Origin of the sequence: Citrobacter sp. BDA59-3, assembly GCF_015167655.1 — a bacterium.
In the GTDB taxonomy this organism is placed as follows: Bacteria; Pseudomonadota; Gammaproteobacteria; order Enterobacterales; family Enterobacteriaceae; genus Phytobacter; species Phytobacter diazotrophicus.
The window spans coordinates 3062729-3088374 of the sequence record NZ_CP063427.1 but is presented as its reverse complement, the minus strand read 5'-3'; the positions used below and the strand labels follow the sequence as shown (position 1 = coordinate 3088374).

The 25646-nt window shown below is 53.3% G+C and carries 21 protein-coding genes and 1 pseudogene; 9 read left to right on the top strand and 13 right to left on the bottom strand.

Annotated elements, in window-relative coordinates:
- Window positions 1-6: 6 nt before the first annotated feature.
- A complete protein-coding gene (gene manA / locus IP582_RS14460) occupies window positions 7-1185 on the bottom strand; it encodes a mannose-6-phosphate isomerase (protein WP_193793615.1) in 1179 nt (392 codons plus the stop codon).
- 198 nt (window positions 1186-1383) lie between these two features.
- On the opposite strand from manA, the gene fumA reads away from it, so the two are divergent.
- Together fumA and fumC are read left to right on the top strand one after the other, a co-directional pair.
- A complete protein-coding gene (gene fumA / locus IP582_RS14455) occupies window positions 1384-3030 on the top strand; it encodes a class I fumarate hydratase FumA (RefSeq protein WP_193793614.1) in 1647 nt (548 codons plus the stop codon).
- 145 nt (window positions 3031-3175) lie between these two features.
- The gene (fumC, locus tag IP582_RS14450) at window positions 3176-4576 is read left to right on the top strand and encodes a class II fumarate hydratase (RefSeq protein WP_079498068.1); all 1401 of its coding nucleotides are present in this window, start codon (window positions 3176-3178) and stop codon (window positions 4574-4576) included.
- Here the strand turns inward: fumC and tus are convergent.
- The 3 genes from tus to rstA all read right to left on the bottom strand — a co-directional run bounded on the left by tus (window position 4573) and on the right by rstA (window position 7616).
- Window positions 4573-5502, bottom strand: coding sequence for a DNA replication terminus site-binding protein (gene tus, locus IP582_RS14445; protein ID WP_193793613.1), 930 nt, complete (start codon window positions 5500-5502; stop codon window positions 4573-4575). The two genes, fumC and tus, sit on opposite strands and share 4 nt — an antisense overlap.
- Window positions 5503-5580: 78 nt before the next feature.
- Complete coding sequence (gene rstB, locus IP582_RS14440) at window positions 5581-6870, bottom strand: two-component system sensor histidine kinase RstB (protein ID WP_193793612.1); 1290 nt, start codon at window positions 6868-6870, stop codon at window positions 5581-5583.
- 26 nt (window positions 6871-6896) lie between these two features.
- Window positions 6897-7616, bottom strand: coding sequence for a two-component system response regulator RstA (rstA, locus tag IP582_RS14435; RefSeq protein WP_071195325.1), 720 nt, complete (start codon window positions 7614-7616; stop codon window positions 6897-6899).
- A 129-nt stretch (window positions 7617-7745) separates the two neighbouring features.
- Here rstA and IP582_RS14430 point away from each other — a divergent pair, with 129 nt between their 5' ends.
- Window positions 7746-8081, top strand: a complete 336-nt coding sequence (locus IP582_RS14430; RefSeq protein ID WP_193793611.1) for a GlpM family protein — start codon at window positions 7746-7748, stop codon at window positions 8079-8081.
- On the opposite strand, the gene folM is transcribed toward IP582_RS14430, so the two are convergent.
- The 3 genes from folM to ydgH all read right to left on the bottom strand — a co-directional run bounded on the left by folM (window position 8078) and on the right by ydgH (window position 11349).
- Window positions 8078-8800, bottom strand: a complete 723-nt coding sequence (gene folM, locus IP582_RS14425) for a dihydromonapterin reductase (RefSeq protein ID WP_193793610.1) — start codon at window positions 8798-8800, stop codon at window positions 8078-8080. The genes IP582_RS14430 and folM overlap by 4 nt on opposite strands.
- 38 nt (window positions 8801-8838) lie before the next feature.
- Entirely contained in the window at window positions 8839-10221 is a 1383-nt protein-coding gene (locus IP582_RS14420) for an amino acid permease (RefSeq protein WP_193793609.1), read from the bottom strand.
- A 183-nt stretch (window positions 10222-10404) separates the two neighbouring features.
- On the bottom strand, window positions 10405-11349 hold the full coding sequence (gene ydgH, locus IP582_RS14415) for a DUF1471 family protein YdgH (protein WP_041851518.1): 945 nt from the start codon (window positions 11347-11349) through the stop codon (window positions 10405-10407).
- A gap of 527 nt (window positions 11350-11876) precedes the next feature.
- Here ydgH and pntA point away from each other — a divergent pair.
- The 3 genes from pntA (at window position 11877) to IP582_RS14400 (ending at window position 16020) form a co-directional block, all read left to right on the top strand.
- A complete protein-coding gene (pntA, locus tag IP582_RS14410; RefSeq protein WP_193793608.1) occupies window positions 11877-13409 on the top strand; it encodes a Re/Si-specific NAD(P)(+) transhydrogenase subunit alpha in 1533 nt (510 codons plus the stop codon).
- Window positions 13410-13419: 10 nt separating this feature from the next.
- Complete coding sequence (gene pntB, locus IP582_RS14405) at window positions 13420-14808, top strand: Re/Si-specific NAD(P)(+) transhydrogenase subunit beta (RefSeq protein ID WP_071195321.1); 1389 nt, start codon at window positions 13420-13422, stop codon at window positions 14806-14808.
- A gap of 90 nt (window positions 14809-14898) precedes the next feature.
- The gene (locus IP582_RS14400) at window positions 14899-16020 is read left to right on the top strand and encodes a mechanosensitive ion channel family protein (protein ID WP_193793607.1); all 1122 of its coding nucleotides are present in this window, start codon (window positions 14899-14901) and stop codon (window positions 16018-16020) included.
- 21 nt (window positions 16021-16041) lie between these two features.
- On the opposite strand, the gene IP582_RS14395 is transcribed toward IP582_RS14400, so the two are convergent.
- The gene (locus IP582_RS14395; RefSeq protein WP_193793606.1) at window positions 16042-16497 is read right to left on the bottom strand and encodes a multidrug/biocide efflux PACE transporter; all 456 of its coding nucleotides are present in this window, start codon (window positions 16495-16497) and stop codon (window positions 16042-16044) included.
- A 102-nt stretch (window positions 16498-16599) separates the two neighbouring features.
- Here IP582_RS14395 and IP582_RS14390 point away from each other — a divergent pair.
- A pseudogene (locus tag IP582_RS14390) lies at window positions 16600-17477 on the top strand (LysR family transcriptional regulator).
- Between the two features lie 46 nt (window positions 17478-17523).
- Here IP582_RS14390 and uspE read toward each other — a convergent pair.
- From uspE to ogt, 3 genes are all read right to left on the bottom strand, one after another.
- Window positions 17524-18474, bottom strand: a complete 951-nt coding sequence (gene uspE, locus IP582_RS14385) for a universal stress protein UspE (protein ID WP_071195317.1) — start codon at window positions 18472-18474, stop codon at window positions 17524-17526.
- A 145-nt stretch (window positions 18475-18619) separates the two neighbouring features.
- On the bottom strand, window positions 18620-19372 hold the full coding sequence (fnr, locus tag IP582_RS14380; RefSeq protein WP_061495443.1) for a fumarate/nitrate reduction transcriptional regulator Fnr: 753 nt from the start codon (window positions 19370-19372) through the stop codon (window positions 18620-18622).
- 208 nt (window positions 19373-19580) lie between these two features.
- A complete protein-coding gene (gene ogt / locus IP582_RS14375; RefSeq protein ID WP_041851510.1) occupies window positions 19581-20096 on the bottom strand; it encodes a methylated-DNA--[protein]-cysteine S-methyltransferase in 516 nt (171 codons plus the stop codon).
- 556 nt (window positions 20097-20652) lie between these two features.
- Between ogt and smrA the strand changes: the two genes are divergently transcribed.
- Window positions 20653-21216: a DNA endonuclease SmrA gene (smrA, locus tag IP582_RS14370; protein WP_193793605.1), complete on the top strand. Its 564-nt coding sequence runs from the start codon at window positions 20653-20655 to the stop codon at window positions 21214-21216.
- Between the two features lie 7 nt (window positions 21217-21223).
- On the opposite strand, the gene umuC is transcribed toward smrA, so the two are convergent.
- Entirely contained in the window at window positions 21224-22477 is a 1254-nt protein-coding gene (gene umuC / locus IP582_RS14365) for a translesion error-prone DNA polymerase V subunit UmuC (RefSeq protein WP_193793604.1), read from the bottom strand.
- A gap of 440 nt (window positions 22478-22917) precedes the next feature.
- Between umuC and IP582_RS14360 the strand changes: the two genes are divergently transcribed.
- Window positions 22918-24582, top strand: coding sequence for a methyl-accepting chemotaxis protein (locus tag IP582_RS14360; RefSeq protein ID WP_041851508.1), 1665 nt, complete (start codon window positions 22918-22920; stop codon window positions 24580-24582).
- A gap of 125 nt (window positions 24583-24707) precedes the next feature.
- Here IP582_RS14360 and IP582_RS14355 read toward each other — a convergent pair whose 3' ends face one another.
- Window positions 24708-25595 (bottom strand): LysR family transcriptional regulator, encoded by an 888-nt coding sequence (locus IP582_RS14355; RefSeq protein ID WP_193793603.1) that lies wholly within the window; start codon window positions 25593-25595, stop codon window positions 24708-24710.
- Window positions 25596-25646 lie beyond the last annotated feature (51 nt).

The following is a 25646-nucleotide window of genomic DNA, read 5'->3' as shown; positions in this document are numbered from 1 at the left end:
CAGTAACTAGTTGAGCTTATTGTAGACCCGAGCCAGTCTACCCACACCGCTTACCGTCACAGGCGACTCGCTGGCACTTATAAATGCCGACTCGCCGGGTTTGAGCACCAGAGTCTCATCCCCTTTGCTGAGTACGGCTTCGCCTTCCACACAGAACAGGATAGCCGCGCTCTGCTGCGCAACATCGCTACCGGTGGTAGAGAGGTCATGCAGCGAAAATGCAAAATCATCAACCGGGATCGGGAATTCCAGGCTGTAAGCCTGTTTTACGGGTTGGGTCAATAATTCACTGGCAGCTTTGGGGGTGAATTTCACATTTGCGACCAGTTCCGGAATGTCGATGTATTTCGGCGTCAGCCCTGCGCGTAGTACGTTATCAGAGTTGGCCATGACCTCCAGCGCCACCCCCTGAAGATAGGCATGCGGGGTTTCGGCGAACAGGAACATCGCTTCACCGGGATTAAGTTTCACCACATTGAGCAGCAGCGGGGAGAACAGGCCGCTGTCATCAGGATAAAACTCGGAAATCACACGAATGGTTTCCCACGGTTCGCCCTGCTGGCTATTGAGTGCCGCTTTCAGCACCGCCAGCGCCCGCGATTTTTCATCGCCCTTTAAATTCAACAGGCTGGCGAACAGTTGGCTCAGGCGTTCCGCGCCGGGTTCTTGCAGAAAATGAGCAATAGCCTGGTTGGCGCCCGCCACCGGTTGTAGCAGAGAGACGATTTCGGAGAACGGACGGAAGGCGTTCATCGCCAGGAAGGGCGTCAGTGCAAAGACCAGTTCCGGTTTATGGTTCGGGTCTTTGTAGTTACGCTCGGCCGCATCGAGTGGAATACCGGCGGCGTTCTCTTTCGCAAAACCGATTTCAGAGGCCTGTTTGTTCGGGTGCACCTGAATGGACAGCGGCTGGGCGGCACACAGCACTTTAAACAAAAAGGGCAACTCGCCAAAACGTTCGGCGACTGCGCTGCCCAGCAAGCCTGCTTTGTCCTGTTCAATCACCTCGCGAAGCGAGTGAAGGTTACCCTGCGCGTCCCGCACTTTTGAGCTGCTCCTGGGGTGTGCGCCCATCCACAACTCGGCCATTGGCTGGTTGTCCGGGTTAGCGACGCCATAGAGTTCCGTTAACGCGTTTTTACTTCCCCAGGCATAGTGCTGCACTGAGTTAATGAGTTTTTGCATTATCCCGCCCTTCATCATGGTCAACTTAATTGCACGTATTAAAGCAATAAATTTGTTCGAAGTAATCAGAGCAGGCAAAAAGTCGTACTAGTCTCAGTTTTTGTTAAATAATTGTGTAGGATATGCGGACTCGCTTTTTTGTGGCAGATGGATGTCCTGCCGAAACAATAACCAGTTCGTGCTGTAAGTGAGAGAACAATGTCGAATAAACCTTTTTATTATCAAGAGCCTTTTCCGCTGAAAAAGGACGAGACCGAATATTATTTACTCAGTAGCGATTACGTTTCCGTCGCCGATTTTGATGGTCAGGAAGTGCTTAAAGTCGATCCTCAGGCGCTGACCCTTCTGGCGCAACATGCCTTCCACGATGCCTCTTTCCTGCTGCGCCCGGCGCATCAGCAACAGGTTGCCGATATTCTCAGTGATCCGGATGCCAGCGAAAATGACAAATATGTCGCGCTGCAATTCCTGCGTAACTCCGAGATTGCCGCAAAAGGTATTTTGCCCACCTGCCAGGATACCGGCACAGCCATCATTATGGGTAAAAAAGGGCAGCGTGTGTGGACGGGGGGCGGCGATGAGGCGGCCCTGGCGCGCGGCGTCTATAACACCTTTATCGAAGATAACCTGCGTTATTCGCAAAACGCCCCGCTGGATATGTACAAAGAGGTCAATACCGGGACTAACCTGCCGGCGCAGATCGATTTGTATAGCGTTGACGGCGACGAATATAAATTCCTTTGCATCGCCAAAGGGGGCGGTTCCGCCAACAAAACCTATCTGTATCAGGAAACGAAAGCGCTGATCACCCCGGCGAAACTGAAAGGTTATCTGGTCGAGAAAATGCGTACCCTGGGCACCGCTGCCTGTCCGCCGTACCACATCGCGTTCGTGATTGGCGGTACCAGCGCAGAGGCCACGCTCAAAACGGTCAAACTGGCCTCGACGAAATATTACGACGGCCTGCCAACCGAAGGTAATGAGCACGGCCAGGCGTTCCGTGATGTGCAACTGGAAAAGGAACTGCTGCTTGAAGCCCAGCAGCTTGGCCTGGGCGCACAGTTTGGCGGCAAATACTTTGCGCATGATATCCGCGTGATTCGTCTCCCGCGCCACGGTGCCTCTTGTCCGGTGGGGATGGGGGTATCCTGCTCGGCTGACCGTAACATCAAAGCCAAAATTAACCGCGATGGCATCTGGCTGGAAAAACTGGAGCAGAACCCCGGCAAATACATTCCGGAATCGCTGCGCCAGGCAGGCGAGGGCGAAGTGGTGAAGGTCAACCTTAACCGTCCGATGGAAGAGATCCTCGGCCAGCTCAAACAGTATCCGGTCTCCACACGCCTGTCGCTGACCGGGACGATCATCGTGGCGCGTGATATTGCGCATGCGAAGCTTAAAGAGCTGATGGATGAAGGCAAGCCGCTGCCGCAGTATGTGAAAGATCACCCCATCTACTATGCGGGACCAGCGAAGACGCCTGAGGGGTATGCTTCGGGTTCACTAGGCCCCACCACCGCCGGGCGTATGGACTCGTACGTTGACCAGTTGCAGTCACAAGGTGGCAGCATGATCATGCTGGCAAAAGGCAACCGCAGCCAGCAGGTGACCGATGCCTGCCATAAACACGGCGGTTTTTACCTTGGCAGTATCGGCGGGCCGGCGGCGATTCTGGCGCAAAACAGTATCAAGAGCCTTGAATGTGTGGCCTACCCGGAACTGGGGATGGAAGCTATCTGGAAAATCGATGTTGAAGATTTCCCGGCCTTCATCCTGGTGGATGACAAAGGTAACGATTTCTTCCAGCAAATCCAGTCGGGCCAGTGCGCCCGCTGTGTAAAATAAGAACTGCCGCCCTTCGGGGCGGTTTTTTTGCGCCGGTTAAGCGCACGAAGCAATAAACGTCGTCATAGCAAGCATCAATACTTAAGCTTTGTTTGCAGGTGAGCAATGTCGGTACTCAACATCACTTCGTAACAGGGAGAAAGTAATGACAACGCATCGTAGTGAGAAAGATTCGATGGGCGCGATTGACGTCCCGGCAGACAAGCTGTGGGGGGCGCAAACCCAACGGTCGCTTGAGCATTTCCGCATCTCGACGGAAAAAATGCCGGTCTCGCTTATCCACGCACTGGCACTGACCAAACGTGCGGCGGCAAAGGTCAATCAGGATTTAGGGCTGCTGGCGGCAGAGAAAGCACAGGCCATTATCGAGGCGGCGGATGAGGTGCTTGCCGGAAAACACCCGGATGAATTCCCGCTGGCTATCTGGCAAACAGGATCCGGCACCCAGAGCAACATGAACATGAACGAGGTGCTGGCGAACCGTGCCAGTGAACTGCTGGGCGGCGAGCGTGGCATGGGGCGTAAAGTGCACCCGAACGACGACGTCAACAAGAGCCAAAGCTCAAATGACGTTTTCCCGACGGCGATGCACGTGGCGGCGGTGATTGCCGTGCGCGAACACCTGCTGCCTCAGCTTCTGGTGCTGAAAAAAACGCTCAACGAAAAAGCGATTGCCTTCGCCGATATTGTCAAAATTGGTCGTACTCACCTGCAGGATGCCACGCCGCTAACGCTCGGCCAGGAGATTTCCGGCTGGGTGGCGATGCTGGAACATAACCTCAAACATATCGAACTGAGCCTGCCGCACCTGGGCGAACTGGCGCTCGGCGGTACGGCGGTGGGAACCGGGCTGAATACCCACCCGGAATATGCCAGACGAGTAGCAGAAGAACTGGCCGCCTTTACCCGGCAGCCGTTTATTACCGCACCGAATAAGTTTGAGGCGCTGGCCACCTGTGATGCATTAGTCCACGCCCACGGCGCGCTGAAAGGGCTGGCGGCATCACTGATGAAAATTGCTAATGATGTGCGCTGGCTGGCTTCCGGCCCGCGCTGTGGGATTGGTGAAATTTCTATTCCGGAAAATGAGCCGGGCAGCTCCATCATGCCGGGTAAAGTTAACCCCACCCAATGTGAAGCGATGACCATGCTTTGCTGTCAGGTGTTAGGCAACGACGTGGCGGTCAATATGGGCGGCGCATCCGGCAACTTTGAGCTCAATGTCTTCCGCCCGATGGTCATTCATAACTTCCTGCAGTCGGTGCGTCTGCTGGCCGACGGTATGGAAAGTTTTAACGAGCATTGTGCGGTGGGGATTGAGCCGAACCGTGAACGTATCGACCAGTTGCTCAATGAGTCGCTGATGCTGGTGACCGCTCTGAATACCCATATCGGCTATGACAAAGCGGCAGAAATTGCCAAAAAAGCGCATAAAGAGGGGCTGACGCTCAAGGCCTCGGCGCTGGCGCTCGGCTATCTGACGGAAGCCGAGTTCGATAGCTGGGTGCGCCCGGAATCGATGGTGGGCAGCATGAAGCCCGTTTAATCAGCAAGATAGAGGTGCAGCCGGGGGATAATTAGCGTCAACGGCTGTGCCTGCGGTTTAAAACGGTGCTGGATATTGTCCTCCTGGTAATTCAACAGCTCGCCGATGTCCGGCACTTTCCCGCCATGTTCTTCACTCACCAGCGCAATCAGCGGCGTCGGGCAGGCGTACTGCACCTGCTTTTGCGAATCCGCATACCAGACGCGAGCAATCGGCTGCACCTTTACCGGACGTTTGATTTTCAGGCGAGCCTGCTGCGGTAAAGAGGCAATCGCGGCGTACTCTTGCTCAAGACGCTCCTGCCACTGCTCGCGAGTCCATGGCGCGACGGCGCGCGGCGATTTACGGCTTTTATCAAGCAGTGCAAGCACCTCATCGCGGGTGAAATTCTTGATGATATGCTTGTTAGCCCAGCCAAAGCGCAGGGTGGCGGGATCGCGAATGGCGGTTAACGTGCGGTAGGCATTCAGGGTAATCAATCCGGGTAAATGGCGATGCACCCACTCGAAGCGGGCGGTCGGTGCCAGCCCGGAATCGACGGTCACGATGCGCTCAAAGGTCATTTTCAGGGCATTGATGGTGTTAATGGTCTGCTCCAGTCGGTCGCGGGTCGCCATATCCACCTGATAACAAATGACACCCGGCAAACGCACGGCGGCTTTACTGCTACGGTTTTCCGACTGCTGCTGAATAAACAGATGGGTATAGTGGCGCAGGGCCGCGTCGGCGGCACGCTTGCCCACCCGCTGCTTTACCTGAATGGTGGGCAGCGGCTCGTGCTCCGCGCCTTTGGCGACGTCCGGCAGGGTGAAGACACGGCCCGCCAGTAAACGGCAATCGGAGAGTTGTCCTTTCAGGACGGCCAGTTCCTGTTCGAGCTGGCGAAAAGTGGTGTTCAGGCGTTCTATCAGGTCGTACGCTGCCATTTTATCATTCCTTTAGTTACAACATACTTATGTTGTAGCACACCCTTCCACGCCTTAACACTGTGCACGTCACGCTTTTCAGGTGAGGGAGGTGTCGTGCCAGACCGGCCATTGAAAACAAAAACGGGCGCCGCCTGCATCGCTCTCTTCACATCTCACTTCGCCGCTCATTGCCTGGGCGATGGAGTGCACAATGGCAAGCCCCAGGCCACAACCGCCCGTCGCACGGTCTCTGCTGGGGTCGAGGCGCACAAAAGGCTCAAACACACGGCTACGCTCATCCGGGGCAATACCCGGACCGTCATCTTCGACAATCAGGCTTGCCTGCGAGCCTTCAAGCTGTAATGTCACTTTTACCGTATTCTGGCAGTAGCGCAGGGCATTATTGATGAGGTTATCCAGCACGCGTTCCATCAGGCGCATATCCAGTGAACCATAGTCGCCGGGTTGGTTATGGAGTTCCAGCTGGTGGTCGGGGTTGACGTTGCGGGCATCCAGCATATAACCGTCCAGCCATGCGTTGAGATCGGGCGTGGTCAGTTTCAGTTCTGTCTGCGGACGGTCAAGGCGTGCATAGGTGAGCAGCTCCTGAATCAGTCCTTCGAGTTGCCCGATATCGCGGTTCAGCGCGCTACGTTCGCTATCGCTGAGGTTGTCGCTCATCTCCAGGCGATAACGCAGCCTGACCAGCGGCGTGCGCAGCTCGTGGGCCACGCCATCAATCAACATTTTCTTACTGGCGATCAGAGCGTTGATGTTATCCGCCATCTGGTTAAAGGCGATCCCCAGTCGTTCAAAGCTGGAGGTGCTGTCAAAATGAATGCGCTCTTCCAGATGACCTTCGCCAAAGCGCTGGGCGGCGGATTCCAGCCGCAGCATCTCCTGCCAGTGGGGACGCATCCAGATAAACACCGGGAAAGCCAGTGAGATAGCAATAAACGCCATCAACGCCATATCGAGCAGACGCATTTCATGCAGATAAAAGAGGTAGGGGACCGGGCCGACTGCCAGGACATAGTGGCTGCGTGGAATACGCTGGATAAAGGTGTATTGCGAATCCAGCGCGACAATATCGCCTTCCTGTAGCCGTTGTTGCGCGGGGGCTTCCAGCGTGAACTTGCTCATCGGTTCCACGCGCATGTTAAAGGACAGGTTCAGGTCCAGCTCTTTGAGCGTTTTGTTCCACTGGTGCGGTGGGATTTCACGTAGTTCGCTGCGCATCAGGTACAGCGAACTTTTCATCAAATCGTCCAGCGACTGTCGCCCTGCGCGCTCGGCGGTGAATTTGTAAACCAGCCCGACCAGCATGGTCATCACCAGAAAGCAGACAAACAGCAACAGATAAAACTGGACGAAAAGTTTTTTCATGGCGACACCCGCGAAGAGGACCGGACTCAGTTATCCCAGGCGTGTGGGGCGAAAAGATAGCCTTTGTTGCGCACGGTTTTAATACGGAAAGGCTCGGTGGCGTTATCGAGCAATTTTTTGCGCAGGCGCGAAATGGCCACATCAACACTGCGATCCATTCCGTCATAGGTCACACCGCGCAGATTTTTCAGTAACGCATCGCGGTCCATAATTTGCCCTGCGTGGGTGGCCAGTTCCCACAGCAGATCGAAATCGGCGGTTGAGAGAACAACCTGCTCGCCAGCCAGCAGCACCTGCCTGTTGACCGGATCGATGGTCAGCGTGCCAAATTGCAGCGTCTTATGCTGCTTTAGCGATGACGGCGCGGATTCTTGCTGTGTGGCACCGGCCTGCTGGCGTAAATGCAGTCGCAGACGCGCCAGTAAAACCGCAGGTGGGGTGGTTTTAAGAATGTAGTCGTTCGCGCCCATTTCCAGCGACAGAATATGGTTCATATCACTGTCAAGAGAGGTGAGCAGGACGATAGGGCCGGTCCACTGCTGGCGTAAATCGCGGCACAGTGTCATCCCATCTTTGCCGGGGAGCATGATATCCAGAAGAATCAGATCTGGTTTTTCACGGGCGATGACCTCTTCTGCTCGGTCACCACGCGGTTCAACTATCACATCCATATCGTGTTTGCCCAGATATGCCGCAATAAGTGCGCCCACTTCCGGGTCATCTTCCACAAAAACGATTTTATTCATATATCATCGTGATGAGTCAAAAAGATGAACATACACTGCCTTTATTGATCCTGCCATTAATCTTTTCTAAACAAGCTCCCCATCCGCTATGCTAAAGGCCTTTGTTGGCATTATGAGAAAGGGAACGTGATGGCGCTGGTGATAAAAGCGGCAATTGGCGCGCTGGTGGTGTTATTAATTGGATTGCTGTCAAAAACGAAAAATTACTATGTCGCCGGGCTAATACCGTTATTTCCGACCTTTGCTTTAATCGCCCATTATATCGTGGCGACCGAGCGGGGAGTGGAAGCGCTACGCACCACCATCGTTTTTGGTATGTGGTCCATTATTCCCTATTTTCTATACCTGCTGTCACTGTGGTATTTCACCGGAATTATGCGGGTGGGATACGCGCTGAGCGCTGCGGTACTCTGCTGGTGCCTCAGCGCCTGGCTGCTCATTTTTATCTGGAGCCGCCTCCACTAGCGTAGCGGGCGGCCGCCATCGACGCCAAATGTGCGTCCCGTGACGTAGCAACTGGTCAGCAGATAGTCGACCAGATCGATTATCTCTTTTTCGCCCGGGGCGATTTTCATCAGCGATTTATTGAGTGCCTGCTGACGGTATTCCGCGTCATCATCGTCATTAAACAGGATCAGCGCCGGGGCAATGGCGTTGACTTTCACTTCTGGAGCCAGCTTTTTGGCAAAAGAGCGGGTCATATTATCCAGCGCAGCTTTACTGGCGGCATAGGCGATATGTTTGTCGCTTCCGCACTCAACAACATAATCGGTAAAGTGAATAATATCGCCAGCGGCATGCCCGAATCCGCGCAATAATCTTTCCAGCGCATGGTTAAGTAAGTAGGGGGCATGAACGTGGATCTGCAGCATCCGTGAAAGCACATCGGGCAGCGCAACGCCGGGTTTTTCACCCGCCCAGTCGCCCGCATTGTGAATAATTGCCCGCAGCCCCTCGGTTTTCTCCTTCACGATATCGGCGAAGGCCAGCACCCCTTCATCGCTGCTGAAGTCTGCCTGAACGCACAACGCGCCCGCGGCGGTTAACTGTTCAATCGCCGGATAGAGCGTCCGGTAACTGACGATAATCGGCTGCTGTTGGCTGAGAAAATGGTGGGCGAGGGCGAGACCGATGCGACGGCCTCCTCCGGTAATCAATATCGGGCGTGTCTTCGAGTTTCCCATCGAATGCGTTCTCCTTCTCAACGGGGCGCATACGTTGCTTACCCCATCAACTTCCACGTGGCGGGAACGGCGGCGATCAGTAACAGACCAATCAGCACTCTTTCCCGGCGTTTAAGCAGACTGGCTATGTCATGCGTGTGGCGTGCGTAGATAAAGACCAGCAGCCCCGGCGCATAGAGCACAACCGACAACAGCAAATGCATCGGACCGGATGCATACAGTAACCATAAGCCATAGAGGCTGGCACCGATAGCGACGACGCGGTGCAACGGGCGACGAGAGATTTTCAGTAAAAATGCTCCGACAAGGAAATAAGGAACCAGAATCATCTCTGAGGCAATGGTCAACAGCGTATTGTAATCGGAACCTGTGAGCCAGATCAGCACCAGCGAGACCTGTACACTGATATTGGTTAACCACAGCGACGCCGCGGGCGCATTATTCTTATTCTGTCGGGCAAAAATACGTGGAAACGCCTGATGGGTGGCGGCCAGTAGCGGCACTTCCGCTGCCATGATCGTCCAGCTCAGGTAAGCGCCACAGACCGAGACAATCAGCCCGGCGGCAATAACCACATCGCCCCAGGAGCCCATCAGCCTGACCATCAGGCCTGCCATTGACGGATTACGCATCGCCGCCAGTTCCGGGCGCGGCACCACTCCCAGCGACAGCAGTGTAACCAACAAATAGACGCCGAGGGCAGCCAGCACTGCCAGCAGGGTGGCGCGTCCCACATCGTGTTTGTTGCGCGCGCGGGCGGAGACGACCACAGCGCCTTCAACCCCGATAAACACCCACAGGGTAATGAGCATGGTGTTTTTCACCTGCTCCCATACCGGTACACCCAGGGCGATACCGGAGAAATCCAGGCTAAAGGTATCGTAATGGAAAGCCATGGCCGCCAGCACAATAAACAGGCCAAGCGGCACCAGTTTGGCGAGCGTCGCCGCGAGATTAATACTCGCCGCCGTCTGCACGCCGCGCAGCACTAATGCGTGAACAAACCACAGCAGCAGAGATGCACCTACCATCGCCTGCCAGGTGTTACCGTCGCCAAAAAAGCGCAGTTCTGGCGTATCGGTAAAGAAACTCAGCGCAGAGAAGACAATCACTAAGTAGGAGACGTTGGCGATAACGGCGCACAGCCAGTACCCCCAGGCAGAACAAAAACCAATAAGTTCGCCAAAACCTTCCCGGGCGTAGGTAAAAATACCGCCGTCCAGGTCCGGGCGAAGACGCGTCAGGATAAGCATGGCGAAGGCGAGCAGTAATATCCCCGCGCCGGTAATCGCCCAGCCAATCAATAAAGCCGCGGGGCTGGCGATTTCCGCCATATTTTGCGGCAGGCTGAAAACGCCCGCACCGAGCATTGAGCTTAATACCAGCGCAGTTAAAGCGCTCAGGCCAAGTTTCTTTTCCATGGGTATCCTGTTATGAACGGGCTCAATCCAGAATAATTATTTTGCTTATGCGCATAAAAATGGTGGATATCACTGAGGCGCGGGATTTTACGGAGAGTCGTAATGGCATGCAATGCGTGACGGCTTAATTTCGCGAAAAAAATAAAAGGCGACCCCAGGGCCGCCTTTAAAATGGAGGGTTACTTATTTGTACAAATCAGCACTGATGGTGATGTTGCTACCATTTTCCTGCCACTGGCGGGTGATGTGATAGTACTTGGCACCTTTCGCCGCGGCACGTTTCGCAACCTGATAAGAGATCTCGGTCATGTTGCCGTAGTTACCGGTGAACTTGATGCTGTCGAACGGAACCATCTGCGCAGCCGTGATTTTATTCACTTCTTCGATTTTTTTTCCATCAGGTAACGTGACAGTGTAACGGTTTGAGGTGGAGGATTGTGTTTCAAAGAAACGACCCACTTCAGCGCTCGGCGCAGCGGTAGTTGCAACGCCCGGGATTTCTACTTTCTTGGCTTCTTCACCGCCTTTAGCTAAGGCAGCACGGCCTGCTTCAGAATCACGTGGAATGGCATCCGGGCTCTGCAGTACACGTTTTTTGGCATCAGCTTTATAGATATATGCCGTAATCCGCTGGTTGCCACCTTCGTTGGCATCAACCTGGCGAACGATATAGAAAGAGGCAGCCCCTTTCGCTTTCGCGGCCTTGGTGATGGCATCGTTTACTTCCGGCTGTGAGCGATAGAAACCCTGTACCGTAACGGTATCGAACGGTTCCAGCTCAATAGCATCGGTCTTCGGCAACTCAGTGACGCCATTGATGACCCGCAGTTTTGGCGCATCGGCTTTCGGCGCATCGGCTTTATACAGGTCCGTGGTGACACGCTGGTTGCCGCTCTCACCATAATCGGATGTGTCTACAACATAAAACGAGGCCGCGCCTTCTTTATCAGCACGGCTTGAAGCGGCTTTAACGGCATCGCCAATAGAGTTAAAGCGACCGGTGATAACAACGCGATCGTAGGGCTTCAATGCTGACGCTTGCTCCGGCGTTAACTCTGTCGCTGCGTTGACTGACAGGGTCGTAACGGACAAAAGTGCTGACGCCAGGAGGGTGTACTTAAGCTTCATAAAAATGATCCTTCGCCTTGCGCAAACCAGATACTGGTGTTGTTGTTGACTTAAAAACGTCGCTGATTATTGCATTTAATCAACACGACTGTCTGCGTCATTTTTCACTGAGTGTGCTACACGCCAGACGTTTTACGATAACGTTTAGTGATATGTTGAAAAAACAGGCTGTTGACCTGCAAAAGTCATAAAGCATATGCGTTTTTTAAGTTAATACATTGTTAAAAGAGCAATGTGTAGTGGAGATTAATCATGTTTTACCGCTTCGTCTGAGCGGAATATCGGCTTGTTTAAATGAATTAAAGGGAAATAACCCTGTCAGCCCTGCTACCCGCCCGGTTTTCACAGATAAAAAGAGAATTTCTGTTTTCTGGCGGTAGATCACAGGCGTTATTTTCAGTAGGTTATAGAAAGTTTGTTACTGTTTTATTTTCCGGGATGCAGTCTGTTTATTTATCTCTGGCAGGCAATATCATGCCCGGGCATCACTGACAAACCATCATCTAAAATCGATGGAAGGGAAAACTATGCGTATTGGTGTACCAAAAGAACGGTTGGCCAATGAAACCCGCGTTGCGGCGACGCCGAAAACGGTAGAGCAATTGCTTAAATTGGGTTTCACCGTCGCGATTGAAAGCGGCGCGGGCAAACTGGCAAGCTTCGATGACAACGCGTTTACCCAGGCTGGCGCAACCGTGGTGGACGAAAATAACGTCTGGCACTCTGACGTTATCCTCAAGGTGAATGCACCGACGGATGACGAAATCGCCTTGCTTAATCCGGGCACGACATTAGTCAGCTTTATCTGGCCTGCGCAGAATGCGCCGCTGATGGAGAAACTGGCTGCCCGTAATATTACCGTCATGGCGATGGACTCTGTGCCGCGTATTTCCCGTGCCCAGGCGCTGGATGCATTGAGCTCAATGGCCAACATTGCTGGCTATCGCGCCATTGTGGAAGCAGCCCACGAATTTGGCCGTTTCTTTACCGGGCAGATCACCGCCGCAGGTAAAGTCCCGCCAGCGAAAGTGATGGTCATTGGCGCAGGCGTTGCCGGCCTGGCGGCTATTGGTGCCGCCAACAGCCTCGGGGCAATTGTCCGTGCGTTTGATACCCGTCCGGAAGTGAAGGAACAGGTCCAGAGTATGGGCGCTGAGTTCCTTGAGCTGGATTTCAAAGAAGAAGCCGGTAGCGGCGACGGCTACGCGAAAGTGATGTCCGAAGCGTTTATCAAAGCGGAAATGGAACTCTTTGCCGCCCAGGCGAAAGACGTTGATATCATCGTCACCACCGCATTGATTCCGGGTAAACCGGCACCGAAACTGATCACCCGCGAGATGGTGGATTCCATGAAATCCGGCAGCGTGGTGGTTGACCTGGCGGCGCAAAACGGCGGTAACTGCGAATACACCGTGGCGAACGAAGTCGTCACCACGCCAAACGGCGTGAAAATCATCGGTTATACCGACCTGCCAGGCCGTCTGGCCGCGCAGTCTTCCCAACTTTACGGCACCAACCTGGTCAACCTGCTGAAATTGTTGTGCAAAGAAAAAGACGGCAATGTGACAGTCGATTTCGAAGATGTGGTCGTGCGCGGCGTGACCGTCATTCGCGAGGGCGAAGTAACCTGGCCGGCTCCGCCGATTCAGGTTTCCGCGCAACCGCAAGCTGCGGCGAAAGCGGCACCTGCCGCCGCGAAAGAAGAGGCTAAACCCACATCGCCATGGCTGAAATACGGCATCATGGCGCTGGTGATTATTCTCTTCGGCTGGCTGGCCGACGTTGCACCTAAAGAGTTTCTTGGTCACTTCACTGTCTTCGCGCTGGCCTGCGTGGTCGGTTACTACGTGGTGTGGAACGTCTCCCACGCCTTGCATACCCCGCTGATGTCGGTTACTAACGCAATCTCCGGCATTATCGTCGTTGGCGCACTCTTACAAATCGGCCATGGTGGCTGGGTCAGCTTCTTCAGTTTTATCGCTGTACTGATTGCCAGCATTAATATTTTTGGTGGTTTCACCGTCACTCAGCGCATGCTGAAAATGTTCCGGAAGAACTAAGGGGTAGCACATGTCTGGAGGATTAGTTACAGCTGCATACATTGTTGCCGCGATCCTGTTTATTTTCAGTCTGGCGGGGCTATCGAAACATGAAACGTCCCAACAGGGTAACCGTTTCGGCGTTGCCGGGATGGCGATTGCGCTGATTGCCACAATTTTCGGGCCTGACACTGGCAACGTAGCGTGGATTATCGTTGCGATGATCATCGGTGGTGCTATCGGTATTCGCCTGGCGCGTAAAGTTGAAATGACCGAGATGCCTGAGCTGGTTGCTGTACTGCACAGCTTTGTGGGTCTGGCCGCGGTGCTGGTTGGCTTTAACAGCTACCTTTACCACGAACCTGGCATGGAACCGATCCTGGTCAATATTCACCTGACCGAAGTGTTCCTCGGCATCTTTATCGGTGCCGTCACCTTCACCGGTTCTATCGTGGCGTTCGGCAAGCTGTGCGGCAAGATCTCCTCAAAACCGTTGATGCTGCCAAACCGTCACAAATTGAACCTTGCGGCGCTGGTGGTTTCTTTCGTCCTGCTGGTGATTTTTGTTCGTACTGAAAGCGTGGGCCTGCAGGCGCTGGCGCTACTGGTGATGACGGCGATTGCGTTGGTGTTTGGCTGGCATCTGGTGGCCTCTATCGGCGGTGCTGACATGCCGGTTGTGGTCTCGATGCTGAACTCCTATTCCGGTTGGGCGGCAGCGGCGGCGGGCTTTATGCTGAGTAACGACCTGCTGATCGTCACCGGTGCGCTGGTGGGTTCTTCCGGTGCGATCCTTTCTTACATCATGTGTAAGGCGATGAACCGCTCCTTTATCAGCGTTATCGCTGGCGGCTTCGGTACCGACGGTTCCTCTACAGGGTCCGATGAAGAAGTGGGCGAGCACCGTGAGATCAACGCCGAAGAGACGGCTGAGATGCTGAAAAACTCACACTCTGTCATCATCACCCCAGGCTACGGCATGGCGGTCGCACAGGCGCAGTATCCGGTTGCTGAAATTACCGAGAAACTGCGTGCGCGCGGCGTGAAAGTGCGCTTCGGTATTCACCCGGTTGCGGGGCGTTTGCCGGGCCACATGAACGTCCTGCTGGCGGAAGCGAAAGTACCGTATGACATCGTGCTGGAAATGGACGAAATCAACGATGACTTCGCCGATACTGACACCGTACTGGTTATTGGTGCGAATGACACCGTTAACCCGGCGGCGCAGGACGATCCGAAGAGCCCTATCGCAGGTATGCCTGTTCTGGAAGTGTGGAAAGCGCAAAACGTTATTGTGTTCAAACGCTCTATGAATACCGGCTATGCTGGCGTCCAGAATCCGCTGTTCTTTAAAGAGAATACCCAGATGCTGTTTGGCGATGCCAAAGCCAGCGTCGATGCGATTCTGAAAGCGCTGTAATTCTCTGCGCGTATCTCAACCGCTCTTCGGAGCGGTTTTTTTTTGTCTGCGTCTATACTTTTTCTCTTCACGGCTTTGATGAGGGAAAGAATGGAATTTTTATCACGTTTCGATTTGATATCTTTAATGATGACGCCATCGTTCTGGATTGCTGTCTTCACGGTCGTCATCATTACGATATTGGCCTACTGGTTGCTTAACCGTTTACTGCGTATCGTTGGTAAAGGCGTGCAGAGCTGGGGTGATAAGCATCAAAGCACGCAGAAAATGCGTCTGGTGCTGAATGATATGTTAGTCAGAACCAGCAAGGTGCTGCTCTTTATCGCCGCGTTTCTTTTTAGTCTGCGTTTTGTTGAACTCCCCACAAATCTCTCCGCGACAATCAGTCATGCCTGGTTTTTGGTGCTCGCCATTCAAATGGCGCTCTGGTTTGATCAGGGGATTATCTCCTGGCTGCATCAGTTGCGTTATGAACCCGGTATGCATAAAAACCCGGTGACGCTGGTCATCACCGGACTGCTGCTACGAATGCTGGTATGGACCGTGATGCTGCTGTCAATTCTGGCGAATGTCGGGGTAAATATTACCGCTCTGGTGGCAAGCCTCGGCGTCGGCGGTATTGCCATCGCCCTGGCGGTACAGACTATCCTCAGCGATGTCTTTGCCTCTCTGTCGATTGGTTTTGATAAGCCTTTTGAAATTGGTGATTTCGTGGTGTTTAACGATGTCGCCGGGACGGTTGAGCATATTGGCCTCAAAACCACGCGCATACGCAGTTTGAGCGGAGAGCAGATTGTCTGTGGTAATGCCATTCTTCTGCAACAGACGCTGCATAACTATAAACGTATGCAAACCCGACGTATCGTTTTTACTTTTGGTGTTGCGTTGTCAACGCCGCCGGACAAACTCCGTAAGATTGGCGAGATGATCAAAACCATCATCAATGACGTTGGCGAAACCAAATTCGACCGCGCTCATTTCCTCGGTTTCGGCACCGATCGACTCAACTTTGAAGTTGTCCATATCGTCAATACCGCGGATTACAACAAATATATGGATATCCAGCAGGAGATTAATATCCGCATTATGGAGCAACTGGCGGCGAATGACGTGCAACTGGCGCTGCCGACTACCGTGGTTAAAGGACCCTGGCCCGCTGGCGTGCCGGATGCCGACAGCCAGCAAGAGACGATGACGGGAACGCGCAGTTAAAACAGGCGTATCTGAAACACCTTACTGACACAGGCGCGCCGCCTGACGGTGAACCACCCGGGCGCGCACTATGTCGTAGATCCAGTTAAACGCCATGGTGTAGGGAAGGAAGAAGAGGAAAAAGCCGATCTCCAGTAAGAACGCTTCTACCAGGCCGATGCCAAGCGTCAGCGAGGCTATGGTCACGCCAATCACGATAAATCCCCCTTCAAACCCCAGCGCATGGCAGGCGCGGACCTTCGCGGTACGCGCCAGGCGATGAACCGGCCAAAGCCTGTCAAACAGTGCATTGTAAATCACGTTCCAGATCATCGCCGCAGTAGCCAGTAACAATGTCAGTCCACCCATCTCCAGCACCGGGCGCTGCATTATCCAGGCGCTGGCCGGGGCGCAAATGGCGGTGGCGATCACTTCGAAGCTCACCGCGTGAAAAATGCGCTCGGCCAGACTGCGGCGCTGTACGGCAGGTTGTTGCATGATTTTGGGTCCTCTTTGTCGTTTGACGGGCTTAGCTGAGAGGATTTTTATCGTTTTATGAGATAAATTAAAGATAGATACCATCGATAAAATAGATATATTATGCGCTACTCTCCTGAAGCTCTGACTGCCTTCGTTGAAACCGTTGCCTCTGGCTCCTTCTCTGCTGCCGCGCGGAAATTGCGCAAAAGCCAGTCCACCATCAGTACTGCCATCGCTAATCTGGAAGCAGACTTAGGCGTGGCGCTCTTTGATCGCTCAGCGCGTCATATCCGGTGCTGACGCCGGAAGGTGTGAGGGCGCTCAGCTACGTGCAGGCCATTCTCGCCGCCAGCGATAAACTGGATGAGCTGGCGGTCTGGCTGGCGGGGGAAACGGAAACGCGGCTGACGTTCATCCTTTCCGATACGTTGAACCCGGATACGCTGGCGGATCTGTTGGGAGAGTTCGACAAGCGCTACCCCCATACCGAATTTGAGTGTCTGATTGGCGAAAACGAGGATGTCATCGATCTCCTGCAAAAAGGGCGGGCACAGTTAGGCTTAACGGAAGCCCGCAATGCCTATCCGACGGACATCGGCGCGATGCGCCTGCCAATGCAGAGTCAGATGGATATCTACGTGGCGCACGGGCATCCGCTGGCGCAGCAGGGGAGTGTCTCTGAGGAGCAATTACGCACCTGGCGTGAACTGCGGCTTAATACCTATCTGGAAAACCGTAATACGCCCGCGCGCGGCCCGGTATGGTCTGCGCCGAGCTATCTGCTGTTGCTTAGTATGGCGGAACAGGGGTTTGGCTGGTGCGCATTACCCTGTGCGCTGGTGGATGAGTTTTCCGGGGCAAAAAAATTGACGCGGGTCGATGTGCCTGGCTGGCCGCAAAGCATCCCTGTCGACATGTTGTGGAATAAAAAACAGCCGCCCGGTGTTGCCGGAAGCTGGCTGCGGCACTATTTGCAACACTGGCGAGGTCAGCAATAAAAAAGAAAACGCCCGCGAGTGGCGGGCGTTTTGCTGCGTGTTAGGGTTAATCGTCTTCTTCGTCATCCAGTTCAATCGGGCTCTGGTAGTCGTCCGGTTTGATGACCAGCAGATCGCAGCGCAGGTGGTCGATCACCTGTTCAGCGGTATTTCCGAGGAACGCGGCGGATATCCCGGTGCGCCCGACGGTGCCCAGTACGACGATCCCCGCCTGTAAATGTTCCGCCAGATCCGGAATGACCTCTTCCGGCAGGCCTTTATTCACATGGGTCACTTTTTCATCAATACCGAATTTCTGCCGCAGGGCTTTCATGGCAATGAGATGTTGGCCGCGAATCGCGTCGTTATAGACGCTCGGGTCAAATTCCGGCAGTTCAATGGCAATGTTAATCGGGGTTACCGGATAGGCGCCAACCAGATGAACTTCGGTGTGGTTGACCTGTTCTGCCAGTTGCAGCGTCTCTTTCACCAGCTTTTCGTTCAACGCATTGTGATAGAGCTCTTCGCTGGCAAGATTGACCGCCACCAGCGCTTTCCCGCCTTCCGGCCAGGGCTGATCTTTGACCATCCAGACCGGGCAAGGGCATTTACGTAGCAGATGCCAGTCGGTGGGGGTGAAGATAACTGATTCCAGTTTGTCATGCTGGTGGGCCATTTTCAGCAGCAAATCATGACCGCCGGACATCACTTCCTGAATAATGGCTTCGAAGGGACGGTTATGCCACACCACTTTAATATCAATAGGGACGCCAGCGTCTATATAGTACTTTGCCTGTTCACGAATCCAGGCCGTACGCTGGCTGATCACGCCTTGTCTCATGGCTGTGCGTTCGTCAGGGGACAGAAGGGTGGTCATCTCGTAAGAGAAATCATAGATCGGCAGGAAAGCTTTAATCCGGCCGCCAATCCGTTGATGTAAATACACGGCACGTCGTAATGCGGGCTGATCGTCCTGGTTAGGATCGATGGCGACCAGCATATTTTGATACTTAGCCATACAGGGTCTCCTTACATCTGTCACCACAGTCTGTAAATACAAGATAACCTATAAGTACTGAATGAAACAGGGAAAACCTTTTGCCAGATCAATAAATCAGAAAAATTTAAGCGTCCGGCAAAAGGTCAAAAGGAGGGGGATAAAATCAGGCGACGTTACGCGAATGTCCGGCAAGCTGAGCCAGGATATCGCTGTTCTCGATGGTGATATATTTGCCTTTCACCGCCAGCATACCGCTCTTCTGGAAACGACCCAGCAGACGGCTGATGGTTTCTACGGTGAGGCCTAAATAGTTACCGATATCGCCACGTGTCATGGTCAGACGGAACTCACGCGGAGAGAAACCACGCTGAGCGAAACGACGGGACAGATTATAGATAAACGCGGCCAGGCGCTCCTCGGCGTTCTTTTTCGACAGCAACAGGATCATGTCCTGATCGCCTTTGATTTCACCACTCATCAGGCGCATCATCTGCTGACGCAGGTTCGGCATTTTGCCTGACAGGTCATCCAGCGTTTCGAACGGGATTTCACAAACCATTGACGTTTCCAGCGCCTGAGCAAAGCTCGGGTGATGGCCTGTGCCAATGGCGTCAAAGCCGACCAGATCGCCCGCCAGATGGAAACCGGTGATTTGCTCGTCACCCTGTTCAGTAATGGTGTAGCTCTTGATCGTGCCGGAACGAATAGCGTAAAGCGATTTAAGTTCATCCCCAGCTTTGAACAGAGTTTGACCTTTCTGGATGGGCTTTTTGCGCTCAATGATGTTGTCGAGCTGATCGAGCTCGTGTTCATTGAGTGTGAAGGGGATGCAGAGCTGGCTAATACTGCAATCCTGGCAATGGATTGCACAACCGCCAGACTGAATGCGTCGTATAATTCGCTTTTCCGGGATCATAGGTCTGCTCAAGCCGTAATTGATTTTAGTCAATTTTATCATCTTTTTCTTGAACACGTAAGCCTGGCGAAACGTCAATTCAGTAGAATTAAAACAGGTGTGAAAAACGATGAAACAGGGGAGAAGACCATCTCATTGATATTCCATCGTTTCAGTAAGGCTTTTACCACAGAATGCCGCGAAAAAGAGCACAAAGAGCCTCTTTTTTTCACAATAGCAAGTAGCCTTCGTGCCGCAACAACCACTCTTTACGTTGCACGCCACCTGCATAGCCGGTCATGGTGCCGTTGCGGCCAATCACCCGATGGCAGGGAACCACAATACTGACCGGATTTGAACCGTTCGCGGCACCAACCGCCCGCGCGGCACCGATTCGTCCGAGCCTCTCCGCTAACTGACCATAATGCATCACATGGCCACACGGGATCTCACGTAACGCTTTCCAGACTTCACGTTGAAAGGGGGTACCCGCCGTGGCGGTTGGCAGAGTATCTATCACCGCCAGATCGCCCTCGAAATAGTCCAGAAGCTTGCGGCTTAATCCACCGGGATTCGTGGCAGGAATGCGCGTATAACCTTCCTTGCGATAATGAATATCCAGCAGTTCATTCATGCGTTCACTATGTTCTTCCCACTCAACCGCGCGCAAATGAAATGTTTCGTCGCACAGTACCCACAGTGGACCCAGCGGAGTGGCAATTTTATCCTCAAGTAGCGTAAGCATCGGCAATCCTTTCTCTAATATCGCAATAGCACAGGGGGAGTGGCGCAATCTAGCACGATCAAGAAAGTGACTCTATACCCCATTAGAGGCGCAATAAATCAAAGAGAATCGAGAAAGATTATTAATTATTCATGGGGTGAATATTTTCTGCAATAGAAAGTGTGGAATTAGTGAATAGATGATATATTCTTTATTGTTGTGGAAATAAAAAAATAGAGCCTGCCGACATCCGTCAGGCTCTACAGTACACACAGCAACGCGTCCGTTCGATAATTATTTTAAACTTCATCCTTGCGCGGTAAATATAGTTATAGTTCCCGTGTCAGAGAATTCCAGTATGAAATGGTGATTAGTTTCACGATAATTTAACTTAAATGTTGGAGGTTAATGACAGTAAACTTGTAGTTAAGTGGGGTTAAATAGCACGCGAAATTAATTTTCGATAATTGCTTCAAATACCTCACTAATTGTCAGCCATTAATTGAATATCAGGCATTGTGGCGGGCTGCCGCGCCCGCTATAGTAAGTCCCTCAGATGTAGCGGGAGGACAAAACCATGAACCCTGATGACAAATCACTGTTTCTTGACGCCATGGAGGATGTCCAGCCACTTAAGCGCTGTGCCGATGTTCACTGGCATCCGGCCCGAAACACGCGTGCACCACAGCATATCGATACATTGCAACTTGATAACTTCCTGACCACCGGGTTCCTTGATGTCTTACCCCTTGATACACCGCTGGAATTCCGCCGCGAAGGTTTGCAAACCGGGGTGATTGATAAGCTTCGCACCGGCAAGTACTCCCAGCAGGCCAGCCTCAGCCTGTTACGCCAGCCCGTGGAGCAGTGTCGACAACTGCTGTTTCGCTTTGTGCATCAGGCGCGGCAAGATGGATTGCGTAATCTCCTGATAATTCATGGGAAAGGGCGCGACGATAGCGCCCATGCCAATATTATTCGCAGCTATCTTGCCCGCTGGTTAACCGAATTTGACGATGTTCAGGCATTTTGCGTCGCACAACCGCGTCATGGCGGCAACGGCGCATGCTATGTGTCATTACGCAAATCGGCAGAGGCGAAGCTGGAAAACTGGGAGCGCCACGCCAAGCGTAGCCGCTAACTGGCGGCTACTGTGCCAGCGGGATATCCTCAATTCGGGTGGTCCAGGCTGGCGAGAGCAGGTGTCGTTTCATTGACCAGGCCGGGGTCACGCCCTGGCCGGCAAACCACATTTTATTACCTTTCTTGTTCATGAGATCCATTACGCACATCAGTGTCTGGCTATTTGGCCGGGGGGCGTACTCATCGAATAAATTAAGTTGTGCAACGCCTTGACTAAAGAAGTCTCCTAATATAACACCCGCTTTTTGATATCGCGGACCTTGCTTCCAGATAATATCCAGGCTACGCGTTGCTGCGGCAATAATATCTCTGGTGTCCTGGGTGGGGGTGAGTAGCGTAATTCCTGCGCTGTTGCTGTAATAAGGTTCATCAGGATCGTGTGGACTACTTTTTATAAACGCGCCGATATATCGGCAATATTGATGCTGGGCACGTAATTTTTCTGCTGCTCTGGCCGCCCAGGTACTGATACCTTCACGGACTGAGGAATAATCGCTAATTCGCTGACCAAAAGATCGCGAACTAATAATTTCATGCTTTGCCGGAGAGAATTCCTGAAAACCGAGACAGGGTTCGCCACGCAGTTCGCGAACGGTTCTTTCGAGTACCACGCTGAAGTTTTTGCGGATAAACCATAAATCGCATTTCGCCAGATCCAGCACGGTGGTGATATTCATGGTGTTCAGCTTTTTCGTCAGTCGTCGACCAATGCCCCAGACCTCTTCTACGGGGATGGCTGCCATCAACCGGTGTTGCCTGGCGGGGGTTGAGATATCCACCACGCCTTTGCTCTGCGCTGGCCACCTTTTGGCTGCGTAATTTGCCAGTTTAGCCAGCGTTTTTGTCGGTGCGATGCCCACCCCGACGGTCAGCATGGTGCGTTGATAAACGGTATCGCGAATATATTTACCGAAGCGTTTGAGGTTGGGAATACCGGAAAGATCCACAAACGCTTCATCAATACTGTACTGATCTACCCGCGGGCAAATTTCCTCCAGCGTCGTCATTACCCGCTGGCTCATATCGCCATATAAGGCGTAATTGCTGCTGAAGACCGCCACGCCATGCCGCTGCAACAGATCTTTTTGTTTGAAATAAGGCTCCGCCATACCAATGCCCAGAGCTTTGGCTTCGGCTGAGCGGGACACAATACAGCCATCGTTATTTGAGAGCACCACCACCGGTTTACCGCTCAGGTCGGGCCGCCAGACGGTTTCACAACTGGTGTAGAACGAGTTCACGTCAACAAGGGCGAACATGATGATCTGGCCTCTTTTATAAATACTGTTTTTATATACAGTACTTCTGGCATTTGAAATGATCAAGTGGCTTATTCGCCTGGGTAGGAGGAGCAGAAAATAAAACGATCATCGGCACTGGGTCTATCAGCCCCATGCGCTATGTGATCCGCTTACCGGCGTAACGGGGCGGGTACGGTATACGAAGACCATGCGCCCGCGCTCAACGGGCAGTTACAAGATCTTCATGACGATGCGTTACAGCAGATCGCCTCTCTTGAGGGAGCATGACAAGAGACGATGCTGTCAGTGTGAAATTGTGATTGAGGGCAGGGGGAAGCTGACACATGAGCCCTCTTGTCAACCCCGAAAATTGACTGGTCTGGCGTGTGCCACCATAAAGTTAATGCCTGTCGTGTCGATATATATTGAGCAACTTTGCCTCTTCCCTGGACCATAATATGCTCAAAAATATACGCGTCATCACCGGCATCATCATTGCCTTGTCGGTATTTTGTCTGCTTCAGCTAGTTACCGGCGGGCTTTTCTACTCTGCTGTCAATAATGACAGAGTGAACTTTCAGAACACGGGCATCCTTAGCGCACAGCAGGAAAATCTTGGCGATAGCGTCAATACGCTCATTAAAACACGCGTCACCGTTACCCGTGTGGCGATCCGCTTTCTGAAAAATCAACGCGATCCGGCGTCGCTTGCCAGCATCGATAAGCTACTCACTACCGCCACTGAATCCCTCAATAAAGCCGAGGGGTACTTTAACAACTATAAAAATACACCGCGTGTCGCAGGGCAGGATGCCGGGTTAGCCAATGAAGTTTCGCAAAACATCACCAAAATGCATGACGTGCTGCAACAGTCCATCACCTTCCTGAAGGCAAACAACTACGAAGCTTATGGCAACCTGGATGCCCAACAGGCGCAGGATGATATGGACGCCAGCTATGCGAAATGGCGCACAGAAAACAACACCTTCCTGCAGGCCGCCGCACAGGAAAACCAGAGCAGCTTCACCAGCATGCAATGGACCCTGGGCGTAATTCTGCTGGTGGTGATCGCGGTCATGACGGTGATCTGGCTGGGGCTGCAACATCTGCTGCTTAAACCACTGCACAGCGTGATGGGACATATTCGCGCTATTGCCGACGGCGACCTGACACAGCCGATCTCCGCCGAAGGCCGCAATGAGATGAGCCAACTGGCAGGTGGCCTGCACGAGATGCAATCCTCGCTGGTCAAAACCGTGAGCGCGGTGCGTAACAGCTCCGATTCGATTTATACCGGTGCGAGTGAAATCTCTACCGGCAACAACGATCTCTCTTCCCGCACTGAACAGCAGGCCTCGTCACTCGAAGAGACCGCCGCCAGTATGGAGCAGTTGACCGCGACGGTGAAACAGAACACCGATAACGCCCGTCAGGCTTCTAACCTGGCGAAAAATGCCTCCGACACCGCAGCACGCGGTGGCCGCGTGGTAAGCGATGTGGTACGCACCATGAGCGAGATCTCCAGCAGTTCGCAGCAGATAGCCCAGATAACCAGCGTGATCGACGCCATTGCCTTCCAGACCAATATCCTCGCCCTGAACGCCGCCGTTGAAGCCGCGCGTGCGGGTGAGCAGGGGCGTGGGTTTGCCGTGGTTGCCGGGGAAGTTCGCACACTGGCCAGCCGCAGTGCACAGGCGGCAAAAGAGATCAAAACGCTGATTGAAAACTCCGTTAACCGCGTCAATTCCGGCACCTCGCTGGTGGCCGAAGCGGGTAATACCATGCAAGAGATCGTTAATGCCGTAACGCGCGTAACCGATATTATGGGCGAAATCGCATCGGCCTCGGACGAGCAGAGTAAAGGTATTGAGCAGGTGAGCCTCGCGGTATCGCAAATGGACAGCGTTACCCAGCAGAACGCCTCGCTGGTGCAGGAGTCCGCTGCGGCCTCAGCCGCACTGGAAGAGCAGGCTGAACAACTGCGTCAGGCCGTCGCGGTCTTCCGCGTCAATGGTCACAGCGCGCTGTTGCAAAGCAAACCCGGGAAACCGACCATTGCCCCGCGCACGGCCGTTGCTTCCACCGCACCTGCTGTTGGCGACGGTAACTGGGAAACGTTCTAAATTTATCCCGGCGGGTAACCTGCCGTTATGCTCTATCCCTTAAAGGAGACGCATGGCAGCAAACCGCACCGTTCTGGCCCCCTCTCTCCAAAGGAGAGAGGGAACAACCCGCGCCATCCCCATACTCACTCCTGTTTTAATTCCCGCAAAACCGACAACAGGTGCGCGGTCGACATCTCATTTTCCCCCTCTCGCCAGGCTAATCCTAACTCCCGCCACAATGCGGGCTTTAAAGGACGAACCGCGACGCGCTTATCAGCGGAGACGGGCGTGCCCGATTCAAGCGGCAACAGCGTGGCGCCATAACCTGCGCCCACCAGACTTTTTATCGCATCGTTGTAATCAAGTTTGATTCGCGGTACAGCCCGGTGTCCCGTTTTTGCAAGCCACTGATTTGTCAGTTGTGATAAGTGGGTACCGGAACCATTCAGAATCAGCGGTTTTTCAATCAACCATTGAGGCGACACCACATCCGGCAGATCCCAGTTTGCAGGCAGAAACGCGACAACAGGATCCCGCCGCCAGGCATCAATTTCCAGGCCATTACCCCGCAGTTGTGGGAGCGCAACAATACCGATATCGAGTGAACCGGATTTCAGTTGCTCAAGCGTTTGTTGAGATGTGAGTACGGTAATCTGTACATCGATATTCGGATGAAGCCGCGCCATTTTTTCAATAGCCTGTGGCAAGAGATTGGCGATAGCCCCTGTAGATGCACCCAGTCTGACCTGTCCGGTCAGGCCCTGCGCCTGGCGTGAGATATCGTCAAGGACATATGCGGCATCAGCGAGTAAGCGGCGCGCATGGGTAACCAGCTTTTCGCCAATCGCCGTCGGCCTGACGTTGCCTCGTGTACGGGAAAGCAATGTCGCCCCCACACGGTTTTCAAGTTCGGAAATATGCAGGCTGACCGTTGGAGGCGACAAGTGCAGTCGTCCGGCAGCCTCATTGAACGAGCTGGTATCGGCAATCGTTATCAGTGTGCGTAACTGATCAAGGTTAATCTCACGCATCAACATACCTCAGAAAAACTGAATTTGACGTAAAGATAATTCAACTTTACC

Bases quoted from the DNA above. Each gene is read 5' to 3' on its own strand.
- manA (WP_193793615.1), bottom strand. From the start codon at position 1,185: ATGCAAAAACTCATTAACTCAGTGCAGCACTATGCCTGGGGAAGTAAA.
- fumA (WP_193793614.1), top strand. From the start codon at position 1,384: ATGTCGAATAAACCTTTTTATTATCAAGAGCCTTTTCCGCTGAAAAAG.
- fumC (WP_079498068.1), top strand. From the start codon at position 3,176: ATGACAACGCATCGTAGTGAGAAAGATTCGATGGGCGCGATTGACGTC.
- tus (WP_193793613.1), bottom strand. From the start codon at position 5,502: ATGGCAGCGTACGACCTGATAGAACGCCTGAACACCACTTTTCGCCAG.
- rstB (WP_193793612.1), bottom strand. From the start codon at position 6,870: ATGAAAAAACTTTTCGTCCAGTTTTATCTGTTGCTGTTTGTCTGCTTT.
- rstA (WP_071195325.1), bottom strand. From the start codon at position 7,616: ATGAATAAAATCGTTTTTGTGGAAGATGACCCGGAAGTGGGCGCACTT.
- IP582_RS14430 (WP_193793611.1), top strand. From the start codon at position 7,746: ATGGCGCTGGTGATAAAAGCGGCAATTGGCGCGCTGGTGGTGTTATTA.
- folM (WP_193793610.1), bottom strand. From the start codon at position 8,800: ATGGGAAACTCGAAGACACGCCCGATATTGATTACCGGAGGAGGCCGT.
- IP582_RS14420 (WP_193793609.1), bottom strand. From the start codon at position 10,221: ATGGAAAAGAAACTTGGCCTGAGCGCTTTAACTGCGCTGGTATTAAGC.
- ydgH (WP_041851518.1), bottom strand. From the start codon at position 11,349: ATGAAGCTTAAGTACACCCTCCTGGCGTCAGCACTTTTGTCCGTTACG.
- pntA (WP_193793608.1), top strand. From the start codon at position 11,877: ATGCGTATTGGTGTACCAAAAGAACGGTTGGCCAATGAAACCCGCGTT.
- pntB (WP_071195321.1), top strand. From the start codon at position 13,420: ATGTCTGGAGGATTAGTTACAGCTGCATACATTGTTGCCGCGATCCTG.
- IP582_RS14400 (WP_193793607.1), top strand. From the start codon at position 14,899: ATGGAATTTTTATCACGTTTCGATTTGATATCTTTAATGATGACGCCA.
- IP582_RS14395 (WP_193793606.1), bottom strand. From the start codon at position 16,497: ATGCAACAACCTGCCGTACAGCGCCGCAGTCTGGCCGAGCGCATTTTT.
- uspE (WP_071195317.1), bottom strand. From the start codon at position 18,474: ATGGCTAAGTATCAAAATATGCTGGTCGCCATCGATCCTAACCAGGAC.
- fnr (WP_061495443.1), bottom strand. From the start codon at position 19,372: ATGATCCCGGAAAAGCGAATTATACGACGCATTCAGTCTGGCGGTTGT.
- ogt (WP_041851510.1), bottom strand. From the start codon at position 20,096: ATGCTTACGCTACTTGAGGATAAAATTGCCACTCCGCTGGGTCCACTG.
- smrA (WP_193793605.1), top strand. From the start codon at position 20,653: ATGAACCCTGATGACAAATCACTGTTTCTTGACGCCATGGAGGATGTC.
- umuC (WP_193793604.1), bottom strand. From the start codon at position 22,477: ATGTTCGCCCTTGTTGACGTGAACTCGTTCTACACCAGTTGTGAAACC.
- IP582_RS14360 (WP_041851508.1), top strand. From the start codon at position 22,918: ATGCTCAAAAATATACGCGTCATCACCGGCATCATCATTGCCTTGTCG.
- IP582_RS14355 (WP_193793603.1), bottom strand. From the start codon at position 25,595: ATGCGTGAGATTAACCTTGATCAGTTACGCACACTGATAACGATTGCC.